The sequence below is a fragment of the Bradyrhizobium sp. MI1.11 genome (assembly GCF_055811255.1).
Window position 1 is genome coordinate 14538 of record NZ_JBVVPM010000079.1, and the last position, 13434, is coordinate 27971.

General features: G+C 64.0%; 15 protein-coding genes and 1 tRNA gene. 5 read left to right on the top strand and 11 right to left on the bottom strand.

The window, feature by feature from the left end; translation table 11 throughout:
- Positions 1 to 43: 43 nt before the first annotated feature.
- The 6 genes from AC0L30_RS39155 to aroA form a co-directional block, all read right to left on the bottom strand.
- Entirely contained in the window at positions 44 to 436 is a 393-nt protein-coding gene (locus AC0L30_RS39155; RefSeq protein WP_007598407.1) for a lipopolysaccharide assembly protein LapA domain-containing protein, read from the bottom strand.
- Between the two features lie 71 nt (positions 437 to 507).
- Complete coding sequence (locus AC0L30_RS39160) at positions 508 to 813, bottom strand: integration host factor subunit beta (RefSeq protein WP_007598410.1); 306 nt, start codon at positions 811 to 813, stop codon at positions 508 to 510.
- Positions 814 to 984: 171 nt separating this feature from the next.
- Positions 985 to 1965: a signal peptide peptidase SppA gene (gene sppA, locus AC0L30_RS39165; protein WP_007598412.1), complete on the bottom strand. Its 981-nt coding sequence runs from the start codon at positions 1963 to 1965 to the stop codon at positions 985 to 987.
- A gap of 265 nt (positions 1966 to 2230) precedes the next feature.
- Positions 2231 to 3937: a 30S ribosomal protein S1 gene (rpsA, locus tag AC0L30_RS39170; protein ID WP_007598413.1), complete on the bottom strand. Its 1707-nt coding sequence runs from the start codon at positions 3935 to 3937 to the stop codon at positions 2231 to 2233.
- A gap of 267 nt (positions 3938 to 4204) precedes the next feature.
- Positions 4205 to 4843 carry a (d)CMP kinase gene (gene cmk / locus AC0L30_RS39175; RefSeq protein WP_007598415.1) on the bottom strand — a complete coding sequence of 213 codons (639 nt, stop codon included), beginning with the start codon at positions 4841 to 4843 and terminating at the stop codon, positions 4205 to 4207.
- The gene (gene aroA / locus AC0L30_RS39180; RefSeq protein WP_473406489.1) at positions 4840 to 6177 is read right to left on the bottom strand and encodes a 3-phosphoshikimate 1-carboxyvinyltransferase; all 1338 of its coding nucleotides are present in this window, start codon (positions 6175 to 6177) and stop codon (positions 4840 to 4842) included. The genes cmk and aroA overlap by 4 nt, the downstream gene beginning before the upstream one ends.
- Before the next feature lie 172 nt (positions 6178 to 6349).
- Between aroA and AC0L30_RS39185 the strand changes: the two genes are divergently transcribed.
- The 3 genes from AC0L30_RS39185 (at position 6350) to AC0L30_RS39195 (ending at position 7246) form a co-directional block, all read left to right on the top strand.
- Complete coding sequence (locus AC0L30_RS39185) at positions 6350 to 6760, top strand: TIGR02300 family protein (protein ID WP_007598417.1); 411 nt, start codon at positions 6350 to 6352, stop codon at positions 6758 to 6760.
- A 66-nt stretch (positions 6761 to 6826) separates the two neighbouring features.
- Positions 6827 to 6902, top strand: a tRNA-Ala gene (locus tag AC0L30_RS39190).
- 101 nt (positions 6903 to 7003) lie between these two features.
- Positions 7004 to 7246 carry a GIY-YIG nuclease family protein gene (locus AC0L30_RS39195; protein WP_354200289.1) on the top strand — a complete coding sequence of 81 codons (243 nt, stop codon included), beginning with the start codon at positions 7004 to 7006 and terminating at the stop codon, positions 7244 to 7246.
- A 16-nt stretch (positions 7247 to 7262) separates the two neighbouring features.
- Here the strand turns inward: AC0L30_RS39195 and AC0L30_RS39200 are convergent, their stop codons facing one another.
- Positions 7263 to 7724 carry a MarR family winged helix-turn-helix transcriptional regulator gene (locus AC0L30_RS39200; protein ID WP_007598419.1) on the bottom strand — a complete coding sequence of 154 codons (462 nt, stop codon included), beginning with the start codon at positions 7722 to 7724 and terminating at the stop codon, positions 7263 to 7265.
- A gap of 154 nt (positions 7725 to 7878) precedes the next feature.
- On the opposite strand from AC0L30_RS39200, the gene AC0L30_RS39205 reads away from it, so the two are divergent.
- Both AC0L30_RS39205 and AC0L30_RS39210 read left to right on the top strand, forming a co-directional pair.
- Positions 7879 to 8304, top strand: a complete 426-nt coding sequence (locus AC0L30_RS39205; RefSeq protein WP_007598424.1) for an organic hydroperoxide resistance protein — start codon at positions 7879 to 7881, stop codon at positions 8302 to 8304.
- Between the two features lie 174 nt (positions 8305 to 8478).
- Positions 8479 to 9696: a CaiB/BaiF CoA transferase family protein gene (locus AC0L30_RS39210; RefSeq protein ID WP_354170374.1), complete on the top strand. Its 1218-nt coding sequence runs from the start codon at positions 8479 to 8481 to the stop codon at positions 9694 to 9696.
- A gap of 26 nt (positions 9697 to 9722) precedes the next feature.
- Here AC0L30_RS39210 and AC0L30_RS39215 read toward each other — a convergent pair whose 3' ends face one another.
- The 4 genes from AC0L30_RS39215 to AC0L30_RS39230 are packed head-to-tail and all read right to left on the bottom strand — an operon-like array spanning position 9723 to position 13331.
- Positions 9723 to 10847 (bottom strand): hypothetical protein, encoded by a 1125-nt coding sequence (locus AC0L30_RS39215; protein ID WP_473406490.1) that lies wholly within the window; start codon positions 10845 to 10847, stop codon positions 9723 to 9725.
- Positions 10848 to 10875: 28 nt separating this feature from the next.
- Positions 10876 to 12180 carry an ATP-dependent protease ATPase subunit HslU gene (hslU, locus tag AC0L30_RS39220; protein WP_007598430.1) on the bottom strand — a complete coding sequence of 435 codons (1305 nt, stop codon included), beginning with the start codon at positions 12178 to 12180 and terminating at the stop codon, positions 10876 to 10878.
- A 51-nt stretch (positions 12181 to 12231) separates the two neighbouring features.
- Complete coding sequence (locus AC0L30_RS39225) at positions 12232 to 12849, bottom strand: DUF2585 domain-containing protein (protein WP_473406491.1); 618 nt, start codon at positions 12847 to 12849, stop codon at positions 12232 to 12234.
- On the bottom strand, positions 12846 to 13331 hold the full coding sequence (locus AC0L30_RS39230; RefSeq protein ID WP_007598433.1) for a GNAT family N-acetyltransferase: 486 nt from the start codon (positions 13329 to 13331) through the stop codon (positions 12846 to 12848). The genes AC0L30_RS39225 and AC0L30_RS39230 overlap by 4 nt, the downstream gene beginning before the upstream one ends.
- Positions 13332 to 13434 lie beyond the last annotated feature (103 nt).

Sequence of the window (13434 nt, forward strand, 5' to 3'; positions counted from 1 at the left end):
CAGGTCCGCGGCCGGAAAACGGGCTTTTCGGTCGCGGCCGCTTCTACAACGTCGCGCGCTGCTTGTCTCGCCCGACGGGCCCGTAAAGCCCCACCCCGGAGGGAACGGGGAGGCGCTGGGACTCGGGCCTTGCTGCGGCCGCCTGGGCCCGCAGATCGGCCAGCTCGCCTCGCGCGGCCCGGGCATCCGCGTCATGCCGGCGCGCCGCACGCCGCCAGTGCCGCTGGCCGAACCAGACGGCACAACCGCCCGCGAGAACCCCGAGCGCGGCCACCACGATCAGGAGCAGGAACAGCGGCAGCGTGACCGAGAATGACGGGTCGTTGGACACGAAGGGATCGAACGAGACCGTGACGAAATGCCGGTTGGCGACGGCAAAGATCATCAGGATCAGGCCCAGCGGAATCACGACCAGCGCGGTCAGGAATTTTCGCATCTCGGCTCGCTCGCCTTGAATCAAAGTTGCGGCCGCATCGGTGGCGACCGCCGGAAACCCTGAGGTGGACCTCAGTCTGGCGCGCCTGGATCCGGATGGTCGCGATTCAGCCGTTCGCGCATTTCCTTGCCGGTCTTGAAGAACGGAACGCTCTTCTGATCGACAGGCACATGGGCGCCGGTGCGCGGATTGCGCCCTGCGCGTGCAGGGCGATGCTTGACCGAGAAGGCACCGAAGCCGCGCAACTCGACGCGGTCACCGCGCGCGAGAGCCGCTACGATCTCTTCGAGAATCGCATTCACAATGTTCTCGACATCCCGCTGGTACAGATGCGGGTTGTGCTCGGCGATACGCTGAACAAGTTCGGATTTGATCATCGAGAGATAGGACCCGGGAGCGTGCGGACGACCATTTCCGTGAAAATACCGTGATCTGTCAAGACGCTAAATGAAGGTTGAGCGTCGTGAAAATACGTGACAAATGCCAAAAAAGCAGGCTGGCCCTGCACGCGCCGAACGGGAAAAACCTCCGGGGCTCGCCCGGTTCCGTCAGTTCGACGCCGCCGGCTGCCACAAGGCGAGCATTCCATCCATTCCGAGCCGATCGACCGCCTGTGCGACGCCGGTTTGTCCGATTTGATGCGCAATCGAGCCTAAACCCAGTGCTTCCAGCGTCACTGCGGCCGCCGTCTTGAGGAACGGCAGATCGCTGAAGCGCGGCTGCAGCTTGTAATCGCGCACGGAGAGTCCCTTCTTGACGCCCTTCTGCTCGACCAGCCAGGTCACGGCAGTTTTCTCGTCGCCAATCTGGTCGATCAGCTTGAGGTCGATCGCCTGGCGTCCGGTGAAGACACGGCCATCAACCACTTTCTCGAGCTGCGTGTCATCCATGCCACGCCGGTCCTTCACCAATCCCTTGAACCAGGCATAGGAATCCTTCACCAGCGCATCGAGCGCCGCCCGTGCCTCGGGGCTGGTTGGCTCAAAACCGTTGGGCGCGGCCTTCAGCGGCGTGGACTTTACCTCCTCGACCTTGACGCCGACGGTCTTCAACAGCTCCGAGACGTTCGGAAACTGGAACAGCACGCCGATCGAGCCGACCAGCGAGCTCTGCTGGGCGATGATGTGATCGCTGGCGATCGCGGTGATGTAGCCGCCGGAGGCGGCGAGGCCTTCGACGACCACGACGAGAGGCTTCTTCGCCTTCAGACTCACAAGGGAATCGTAGAGCTGCTCGGAGCCGGCGGTGGTGCCGCCCGGCGAGTTGATGTGGACGATGACGGCAGCAGCCTGCGAATTCTCCAGCCGCTCGAGCGCCTGCGTGCGATCGGAATCGCTGCGGATCAGGCCGTCGATCTGGACCCGCGCGATCGAGCCGGCGGACGCGAACGTGCCGCGCGCACCCGGCGTCGCGACCAGTGCGAAGCCAGCGATCGCCGCGATCGCGATCAGCGCGGCCAAGACGCGCCAGAACGTCAGCTTGCGGCGGATCCTGCGGCGATCGACGATGATGTCCGAATCGAGCGACATCTCAGTATCTCCAGATGAAAGGCCGGGCGCGTTGTGCCGTCGCAGCGTGACCATTGGCTTATCTGGATACATCAATTGCGGCGCAATTAGAAGAAAACAAGGCCGGTAGCGGCGTAGCCCGGATGGAGCGCAAACGTAATCCGGGGTTCTCGCCTCACGGAGAGGCTTTCCCGGATTGCGCTTCGCTCCATCCGGGCTACGACCTCAACAACAAAAAAGCCCCGGCTTGCGCCGGGGCTTTGATGCAGCGAAACCTGCGTTTCGCTTACTTGGTGTCGCGGTTCTTGAGCGCGGTGCCGAGGATGTCGCCGAGCGTCGCCCCCGAATCGGAGGAGCCGTACTGCGCGATGGCTTCCTTCTCTTCGGCGACTTCGAGGGCCTTGATCGACACCTGGACCTTGCGGGCCTTCTTGTCGAACTGGATCACGCGGGCATCGACCTTCTCGCCGACGGCAAAGCGTTCGGCGCGCTGATCGTTGCGGTCACGGGCGAGCTCCGAGCGCTTCACGAACGTGGTGAAGTCGGTACCGGTGATCTTCACCTCGATGCCGCTCTCCTTCACGTCGATCACTTCGCAGGTCACGACAGCGCCCTTCTTGACATCGCCCGGCTCGGCGAAGGGGTCGCCTTCGAGCTGCTTGATGCCAAGCGAGATGCGCTCCTTCTCGACGTCCACATCGAGCACCACGGCCTTCACCATGTCGCCCTTCTTGTAGTTGTCGATCACCTGCTCGCCCGGCTGCTTCCAGTCGAGGTCGGAGAGATGGACCATGCCGTCGACGTCGCCCTCGAGGCCCAGGAACAGACCGAACTCGGTCTTGTTCTTGACTTCGCCCTCGACCGTCGAACCGGTCGGGTGACCTTCGACGAAGACCTCCCACGGGTTGCGCATGGTCTGCTTGAGGCCGAGCGAGATGCGGCGCTTGACGGAATCGACTTCGAGCACCTGCACTTCGACTTCCTGCGAGGTCGAAACGATCTTGCCGGGGTGCATGTTCTTCTTGGTCCACGACATCTCGGAGACGTGGATCAGGCCTTCGATGCCCGGCTCGAGCTCGACGAACGCGCCGTAGTCGGTGATGTTGGTGACGCGACCGGTGAAGCGGGCACCCAGCGGGTACTTGGCTTCGATGCCCTGCCACGGATCGTCCAACAGCTGCTTCATGCCCAGCGAGATGCGGTGCGTCTCGTGGTTGATCTTGATGATCTTGACCTTCACGGTCTGGCCGATCGAGAGCACCTCGGTCGGATGGTTGACGCGGCGCCACGCGATATCGGTGACGTGCAGCAGACCGTCGATGCCGCCGAGATCAACGAACGCACCGTAATCGGTGATGTTCTTGACCACGCCGTCGATGACCTGACCCTCTTCGAGGTTCTGCACCAGCTCCTGGCGCTGCTCGGCGCGGGTCTCTTCGAGAACCGTGCGGCGGGACACGACGATGTTGCCGCGGCGGCGGTCCATCTTGAGGATCTGGAACGGCTGCGAGTTGTTCATCAGCGGCGCAACGTCGCGGATCGGACGGATGTCGACCTGCGAACGCGGCAGGAAGGCCACGGCACCGTCGAGGTCGACGGTGAAGCCGCCCTTGACCTGGTTGAAGATGACGCCGTTGACCTTCTCGTTGTTCTGGAAGGCCTTCTCGAGCTTGCCCCAGCTCTCTTCGCGGCGCGCCTTGTCGCGCGACAGCACGGCTTCGCCGAGGGCGTTCTCGATCCGGTCGAGGAACACTTCCACCTCGTCGCCGACCTTGAGCTCGCTGTCACGGCCGGGGCCGGAAAATTCGCGGAGCGCAACGCGGCCCTCGGTCTTCAGGCCGACGTCGATGACGGCCATGTCCTTTTCGATTGCAACAACCTTGCCCTTGATGACTGAGCTTTCCTGCAGGTTGCCGCCTGCGAAGGACTCGTCGAGCATCGCGGCGAAATCGTCGCGCGACGGGCTATAGGTATCAGCAGAAGTCGAAGCCATTTGTTCTCCAGTTGCGGATGTCATGCCGGCCGTTGGGTTCTTGGGCGCATCGTACGCGCAGTGTCGGAAGGTCCGCAGAACCTTCGAGCGACCGCTCGCTGCTCCGACCTGGAGGGCGGAACAGCGGAAGCGGGCCGGCTGAGGCCCGCGCGTACGATACGTGGAAATCTTTTGTCCGGAGCCTGGATCGCGTCGGCCCCAAGCAGGGACCGAGAGTATCGACCTCAAAGAGCGGGAGCGGGCGCTTCCTCCAATGACGGCAGCGGCTTAACCCCGCGACCGGCCCGCTCGGACGGCCTCGATAATGTCGATGGCGGCCCGGACGCCGCCTTCTATATCCAGTTGGGAGTTATCTAGCAAGTAAGCATCCGCGGCCGGCTTCAGGGGCGCGATCGCCCGGTTCTTGTCGCGTTCGTCGCGCTGGATGATGTCGGCGAGTACGGCGGCCTCATCGGCCTCCTCACCCCTCGCCTTGGCCTCCATGGTCCGGCGGCGGGCGCGGACTTTGGGGTCGGCGACGACGAAGATCTTCACGTCGGCATGGGGGCAGATCACGGTTCCAATATCCCGCCCATCGAGCACGGCGCCCGGCGGATCGGCGGCGAATTGCCGCTGAAAACTGATCAGGGCTTCGCGCACCCTTGGGATCGCCGAGACGATGGAGGCGCCCTCGCCGGCCTTCTGGGTCTTCAGGGCGGGATTGCCGAACTTCTCGGGATCGAGTTCCAGCGCCGCAGCGACCGCCGCCGCCTCGTCCCGGAGATCATGACCGGACTGCATCAGGGAATAGGCCACCGCGCGATAGATCACGCCGGTATCAAGATGACGGTAGCCGTAATGGTGGGCGAGGCGCTTGCCGAGCGTGCCCTTGCCCGACGCCGCGGGCCCGTCGATGGCGATGATCATGAAAAATCGGCCCCAAGCGAACGCATCATCGGAATGAAATCCGGAAAACTGGTGGCGATGAAGGCGGTGTCATCGACGGTCACCGGCTGGTCGGAGGCGCAGCCCATCACCAGCGCGGACATCGCGATGCGATGGTCCATGTGGGTGGCCACAACGCCGCCGCCGGGAACGTGGCCGCGGCCTTCGACGATCAAATCGTCGCCGGAGACCTCGACCTTGACGCCGTTGACGCGGAGCATGGCGGCGGTGGCTTCGAGACGGTCGGATTCCTTGACGCGCAGCTCCTGGAGGCCGCGCATGATGGTCGTGCCCTCGGCGAAGGCGGCCGCCACCGCCAGCACCAGATATTCGTCGATCATCGACGGTGCGCGCTCCGGCGGCACCTCCACACCGCGCAATTTCGAGGCGCGTACGCGCAGCTTCGCCATCGGCTCGCCGGCGTCGCCGCGAACCTCGCTTTCCTCGATCGAGGCACCCATTTCGCGCAGCGTGGTGAAAAGACCGGTCCGCAGCGGATTGGTCATGACATCAGACAGGATGATTTCGGAACCTTCGACGATCAGCGCGGCAACGATGGGGAACGCCGCCGATGAGGGATCGGCGGGCACGACGACATTGGCGCCATGCAACTCCGGCTGCCCCACGAGCGTGATACGGCGGCCGTGCTGACCTTCCCGCACCGAGGTGATCTCGGCGCCGAAATGCTTGAGCATAAGCTCGGTGTGGTCGCGGCTGGCCTCGGTCTCGATGACCGTGGTGATGCCGGGCGCGGCCAGGCCCGCGAGCAGCACGGCGGATTTGATCTGCGCCGAGGCGACCGGGGTCTTGTAGGTGATCGGCAGCGGATCGCGCGCACCCTGGACCGTCAGCGGCAGACGGCCGCCCTCGCCGCCGGCGACGACCTTCGCGCCCATCTTATCCAGCGGGTCCAGAATCCGGCGCATGGGCCGGGTGCGCAGCGAGGCATCGCCGTCGAAAATCGCAGAGATCGGGCAGCCGGCGACGGCGCCCATGACGAGCCGGCAGCCGGTGCCGGAGTTGCCGAAATCCAGCGGCGCTTTGGGCTCCGCGAAGCCTGCGACACCCACGCCGTCGACTTTCCAGGCGAAATCTCCGGTGCGCTCGACCCTGGCGCCAAGCGCCTGCATGGATTTGGCGGTGTTAAGGACGTCCTCGCCCTCCAGGAGGCCCGAAATCCGCGTCTCTCCGACCGCGAGCGCGCCGAGGATGAGGGCACGGTGGGAGATCGACTTGTCTCCGGGCACCCGTACTTTCCCGGTCAGGGGACCGCTGGCGCGCGACTGGAGCGGCGTCGGCTTGTCGGAATCGGTCAAGTTTGTGTCCTTGGATAGGCCCGAAACGTCCCTGCGGGACTCGCGGGGCAGGTACCACACGGTCTCCCCGCCGTCACGGGCATGTCGTTCTCCCGTAATGCGCTATTGACAGCGGGCCGCCAACTAGCCAAGTGAAGCACCGCTTTTCAGACATTTCCAGGATTCCTCTGCCGTGGCCAAGTCCGAACTCGGAACTAAACGTATTTGCCCGACCACGGGCAAAAAGTTCTATGACCTCAACAAGAATCCGGTGATCTCGCCCTATACCGGAGAAGTCGTGCCGATCGCGCCCATCGCGCCGGCGCGCGCGCCCCGCGGCGCCGAAGCCCGCCACGCAGCCGCTGCCGCCGACGCCACGCCGGAGCCGGCGGAGGTCGAGGAGGTCTCGCTCGAGGAGGCCGATGCCGAGGAGAACACCGGCAAGGTCAAGGCCGTCGTGCCCGAATCCGAGGACGACATCGAAGTCGATGAGACCATCGAGGACGATGACGACGATGATTCGACCTTTATCGCCGACGACGAAGAGGGCGATGAGGACGTCACCGACATCATTGGTGATGTCGGCGGTGACGAAGAGACTTGAGATAATTCCAGAACTGTGGTTCTGGGTCTTTCCCGACGCGTCGCCCAAGGCGCGTCGGACGGTTAAGGGGCCATAGCTCAGCTGGGAGAGCGCTTGCATGGCATGCAAGAGGTCGGCGGTTCGATCCCGCCTGGCTCCACCACGCTTCGCCCTTCGGGCTACGCGTGGTGTCCGGCGAAGCCCGAAGGGCGAAGACGGACTGGTGAGATTCCCGCGCAGCGGCTGCCCAGGCGATAATCGTCAATGTGGTACGTCTACATCCTCCGCAGCATCGAATTTCCCGAGCAGGAATACGTTGGGGCCACGGAAAATCTGAAGCGCCGGATTCCAGAGCACAATGCTGGCAAATCCACCCACACCGCCAAGTTCAAGCCTTGGAAGCTGATCTGGTACTGCGCCTTCCGTGACAAGTACAAAGCGCTCGCTTTTGAAGCGTACCTGAAGTCTCACTCCGGCCGGGCCTTCACAAAGAAGCGGCTGTCCTAAGAGCGCACCTCTTCCCCTACTCCCCGATCACCGCGTTCAACCGATCGCGCAACGCCACGATTTCATCCTTCATCGCGACCAGTTCCGAGACCGAGCAGTCCGACGCCGCCAGGATCGATTGCGGCACGGCGCGCGCCTTGTCCTTCAGGGCCTGGCCCTGCGGCGTCAACGCGATCAGCACCTGACGTTCGTCTTCGCTCGAGCGCGTGCGCTTGACAAGGTGGGCCGCCTCCAGCCGCTTGAGCAGCGGCGTCAGCGTGCCCGAATCCAGGTGCAGCTTTTCGCCGATGTCCTTGACCGGCACGTCGTCGCGCTCCCACAGTACCAGCATCACCAGATATTGCGGATAGGTCAGGCCGAGCCGGTCCAGCAGCGGCTTGTAGACGCGGTTGAAGGCGTGCGCGGCCGAATAGACCGCGAAGCAGATCTGGTTGTCGAGGCGCAGCGGCGCGTCCGCTGCCGAATGTTTCCGGGGCATGGAGAATCTCACAGGACTTGCTTCCATTCTGGGGCCGGCCGTCGCCACATTCAATTGCGAACAATTAAATGTGAGGCGCCATAATTTCAATTGCGCGCAATCTAATTGTTTGCAATAAGGATCGCACCCCACCCGAACACACAGGGAGACGAAAATGTCAGTGAACGTCCTCTACAAGACCAGCGCAAAGGCCACCGGCGGCCGCGACGGCCATGCTGCGACCCTCGACGGCGCGCTCGACGTCAAGCTCACCACGCCGAAGGAGCTCGGCGGCGGAGGCGGCGCGGGCAACAATCCCGAGCAGCTGTTTGCGGCGGGCTATGCCGCCTGCTTCATCGGCGCGATGAAGTTCGTGTCTTCGCAGGGCGGCCCCAAGGTTCCGGCCGACGCCTCCGTGACCTCGACCGTCGGCATCGGCCCGCGCGCGGCCGGCGGCTTCGGTCTCGACATCGACCTTGCCGTCTCGTTGCCGGGCCTCGCCCGCGCGGAAGCCGAGGCGCTGGTCGAGAAGGCGCACCAGGTGTGCCCGTATTCCAACGCGACGCGCGGCAATGTCGACGTTCGCCTGACGGTCGTCTGATCGGTTCGGTGAAGCGGCTGACCCGGGATCCCTCTCAGGCCAGCCGCTTCCCTTGATTTGCCATCCCGCGGGATTGCGGCGACCGCCTGCATGACGCCCTACGCGGGAAGCCATTGCCGGCTCGGACGAACCTCGTTAGGCCTGTGATCACATCGACACAGGGGACGCGAAGGCATGACTGAAGCCGCCAGTTCTGGAGCCGCCACGGGCGCAATGAGCGGCCTGCGCGTCATCGATCTCACGCGCGTGCTCGGCGGGCCCTATTGCACCCAGATCCTCGCCGACCATGGCGCCGACGTGATCAAGGTCGAGCCGCCCGCAGGCGACGAGGTGCGCGACTGGGGCCCTCCCTTCCACGACGAAGACGCAGCCTATTTCATCGGCATCAACCGCAACAAGCGCTCGATCGGTCTCGATCTCGCCTCCGAGGGCGGCCGGACCGTGCTGCTCAAGATGCTGGAGAGCGCCGACGTCCTGATCGAGAATTTCAAGCCGGGCACGCTGGAGAAATGGGGCATCGGCAACGAGGTGCTGCGCGAAAAATTTCCGCGCCTCGTGCATTGCCGGATCTGCGGCTTCGGCGCCGACGGTCCCCGCGGCGGCAATCCCGGCTATGACGCCATCATCCAGGCCATGACCGGCATGATCGCGGCGACCGGCTCGCCCGAGAGCGGGCCGATGCGGATCGGCGTGCCGCTGGTCGACATCGGCACCGGCCTCTATGCGGCGATCGGCATCTTGATGGCGTTGTCGGAGCGGCAGCGCTCGGGCCAGGGCCAGTTCCTGGAGACCACGCTGTACGAGACCGGCCTTGCCATCATGCATCCGCACACCGCGAATTATTTCATGCATGGCAAGCCGCCGGCGCTCACCGGCAACGAGCATCCCAACCTCGTGCCCTATGCGATCTTCCCGACCAAGACCGACAACATCTTCATCGGCGTCGGTAATGACGGCACCTTCCGCAAGCTCGCCAAGGAGATCGGCAAGCCCGAGCTCGGCAGCGATCCGCGCTTTGCGCGCAACAAGGACCGCATCGCCAATCGCGAGGCGCTGCGGGCCGAGCTCGCCGCCGTGTTCAGCCAGCACGAGGCCGAGCCGCTGTGCAATCGCCTGCTCGCTGCGGGCCTGCCCGCAGGCCCCGTGCAGAAGATCGACCAGGCGTTGACCAACCCGCACACGATCGCGCGCGGCGATATCATCGAGAAGGATTGGTACAAGGGCGTGGCATCCCCGATCCGGCTCGATCGCAGCAAGCCAAGCCTGCGTCGCCTGCCGCCGAAATTCAGCCAGCACGCCGCCGAGGTGCTGGGCGAGTTCGGCTACTCCAGGTCCGAGATCGACGCGATGGTCGAGCAGGGCACGGTCTGCGGACCCGAGCGCAAGCGCTGAGATAAGACGAAGATCGAGCGCACCTTCTAAAACGGCCGGACGATTCCGACGCGCGGGATCAGCGTAAGGATCAGGCCGAAGATATTCGTCTTCTGATCCTCCGCCGCAATCAGCGGCGTCTCGCGTGCGGCGGGCAGCATCTTCACCGCATGCAGGATCAGGAACATGCAGACCGCCCAGTTCGAGATCCAGCGCGAATAGTCGAACACCATCGCGAACATCACGAGGCAGGCGAGGCTGACGCCGGCAAGCGCCGCGATCACCAGACGGCGATGCGTGTCGTTTGCCAGCGCGCCGATAAGGTTTGCAAAATAACGCCACAGCGGTATGTGCAGCCAGATCAGCAGCAAGAACACGGGCACGCCGAGGATGTTGTGGGGCAGGCGGCCCCAGGTGTCGGAAATCTCCTTCGTCAGCGGCTGATACCAGATGTAGGCAAACTGCAACATATCGGTCCGCGACGGATCGGCCATCCGGCTCTTCAGGTAGGCAACGAAATCCGCCTCCGCGATCGGCATCGTTCCCCAAAACTGCGCGGCGAAGAACAGCGTGGAGACGGCAAGCAGGGCAACGACGCCGAACGCGACATTGGTGCGATCGCAGCCCTGCGTCAGATAGTGCCTGATCACGACGATGGTGATGATCGTCGGCACATACATCAGGAGATGGATGTGGTGGATCAGGACGAGAACGATCGAGAACAGCGCAGCCAGCGCCACGAACAGCAGCGAGCCGGCCGGCACCAGCAGCAGGATGATCGCCAGCGCGCAGCCATAGATGTCGAAATGGCCGAGCGTGTGCATGAAGTTCTTGAGGAAGAACGGCGAGCCCGCGATGAAGACGAACAGCGGCGATGTCTTCGCCGTGAAGCCGAACGTCTTCTGAAATAGTCTTGCGTAGAGTCCCAGCGTCACCAGCCATGTCGCGCCGCCGAGCGCGAACACCAGCCATACCGGCACCTTGTCGATGAACAGCGCGACGATCGCCCCGATCAGCGCGCGCTTGATGAAGCCGAAATGGTAGTCGACGAGGAGGTGGATGTAGGGGACGTAAGGCGGCAGCTGGATCTTGTGAACGAAGACGCCGACGATGACCGCCGCGTTGATCGCGAGCAGGACGCGCCAGGGGTTTTGCAGGATGCGTGCGGTCACGCCGCATCCATAGCGCGGCCGCCCGGAATTACAAAATGAACCGGCTCAAATCCGCGTTCTTGGCGAGGTCGCCGACGTGCTTCTGGACGAAATCGGCGTCGACCCTGACGGTCTCGCCGCTGCGGTCGGGGGCGGTGAAGGAGATCTCGTCCAGCACCCGCTCCATGACGGTCTGCAGCCGCCGCGCGCCGATGTTCTCGACGGTGGAATTCACGGCGACCGCGACGTCCGCAAGTGCGTCGATGGCGTTGTCGGTGATGTCGAGCGTGACGCCCTCGGTCTGCATCAGCGCGACATATTGCTTGATCAGCGAAGCCTCTGGCTCGGTCAGGATGCGACGCATGTCGTCGCGGGTCAGCGCCTGCAGCTCGACGCGGATCGGCAGGCGGCCCTGCAGTTCCGGCAACAGGTCGGACGGCTTTGCGACATGGAAGGCGCCGGAGGCAATGAACAGGATGTGGTCGGTCTTCACCGCGCCGTGCTTGGTCGAGACCGTGGTGCCCTCGATCAGCGGCAGCAGGTCGCGCTGCACGCCCTCGCGCGAGACGTCGCCGCCGGCGCGGCCTTCGCGGGCGCAGATCTTGTCGATCTCGTCCAGGAACACGATGCCGTTGTTCTCGACCGCGCTGATCGCCTCCATCGTCAACTGATCGCTGTCGAGCAGCTTGTCGGATTCCTCGTTGATGAGGATCTCGTGCGAGCTCTCCACCGTCAGCCGCCGCGTCTTGCTGCGTCCGCCGAGCTTGCCGAAGATGTCGCCGATCGAAACCGCGCCCATCTGCGCGCCAGGCATGCCCGGGATCTCGAACATCGGAAAGCCGCTGCCGCCGCCTTGCGTCTCGATCTCGATCTCCTTGTCGTTGAGCTCGCCCGCGCGCAGCTTCTTGCGGAAGGAGTCCCGCGTCGCCGCGCTGGAATTGGCACCGACCAGCGCATCGAGCACGCGCTCCTCGGCGGCGAGCTGCGCACGTGCCTGCACGTCTTTGCGCTTGCGCTCGCGGACCTGGGCGATCGCGACCTCGACGAGATCGCGCACGATCTGCTCGACGTCGCGCCCGACATAGCCGACCTCGGTGAATTTCGTCGCCTCGACCTTCAGGAACGGCGCGTTGGCGAGCTTGGCGAGCCGCCGCGCGATCTCGGTCTTGCCGACGCCGGTCGGGCCGATCATCAGGATGTTCTTCGGCAGCACTTCTTCGCGCAAGGAGCCTTCGAGCTGCTGCCGCCGCCAGCGGTTGCGCAGCGCGATCGAGACGGCGCGCTTGGCATCGGCCTGGCCGACGATGAAACGGTCGAGTTCGGAAACGATTTCGCGGGGGGAGAAGTCTGTCATGGGACCTTAGCTAGGATCAGATGCGGGACGGGACAAGCCGCTTTTTTGCCATCAGATGATCGGCGGACCCGATTGCCATTGTTTCACGGCCTCGACCGGGTGGACCAGCATCAGGATATTGAGCGTCAGATTGTCGCGAATATGCAGCGCCAGCATGATTTCAAAGGCGAGCCCGAGCATGACGGTCACCGATATAGGCAGCAGGCGCGCGGCGAGGAAGCCCAGCATCATGGACAAATTGTCAGAAACCGAATTGACGATGCTGTCGCCGAAATAATCCAGCGAGATCGTGCCGGCGCGGTAGCGTTCGATGATGAATGGCGAGTTCTCGACGATCTCCCAGGCACCCTCGATCAGCATCGCGACGATCAGGCGCGCGGGCCAGGACAGCGACACGAACGGCAGCCGCGCGAACAGCAGCCAGGTCAGTCCATAGAACAGGAAGCCGTGCAGGATGTGCGAGAAACTGTACCAGTCGGCGATGTGCTGCGAATTTTCCGAGCTGTTCACCACGCCATGCCACAGCTTGACGTAACCGCAGGTGCAGATCGGCACCCGTCCCATCGCGAGCAGGATCGAGGCCTGCATCGCCAGCAGCAGCAGCGCGATGCCGACCCAGGCGAGCGGTGGAAACGCGGCCCTGCTCTCATGCGTGGTTGCCAGCGTCATGGCTCGCGCACCATCAGCAGCGCCGCTCCGTCGGGCGTCTCGACCATGCGGTCGGGGACAAAGCCGGCCTTCTCATAGGCACGCACCGCGCGCGCGTTGAGCGGATCAGGATCAGTGACGATGCGGGGCAGACCCTGCCGCAACTGCGCGTCGGCGAATTGGCGGATCAATGCCGAACCGTGCCCGCGCCCGATCATGTCGCCTTCGCCGATGAACTGATCGATGCCACGGGTGCCCTCCGGTTGCGGCCCAAGACCCGTATTCCAGGCTGTCAGGCGGTAGCATTGAAGATAGCCGAACGGCTTGTCGCCGGCCAACACGATGAACTGGTCCATTGCCGGCTCATCGAGATCGCCGCTCACGAGCGCGAACTGCTCGTCCGGATCGCCCCACCATTCCCGCACATGTACCTCGCGGAGCCATCGCCGGATCAACGGCAGATCGGCCGCGGTCATCGGGCGGAAGGTGTAGGCGAGGGTCATCTAGCGGCTGCAGCGGCGGTGCACTCCCTCTCCCGCTTGCGAGGGCTTTGCGTAAATCGCGAATCTGCGATTCTCTAAGAGACATCTGAAGAGGATCTGGGGA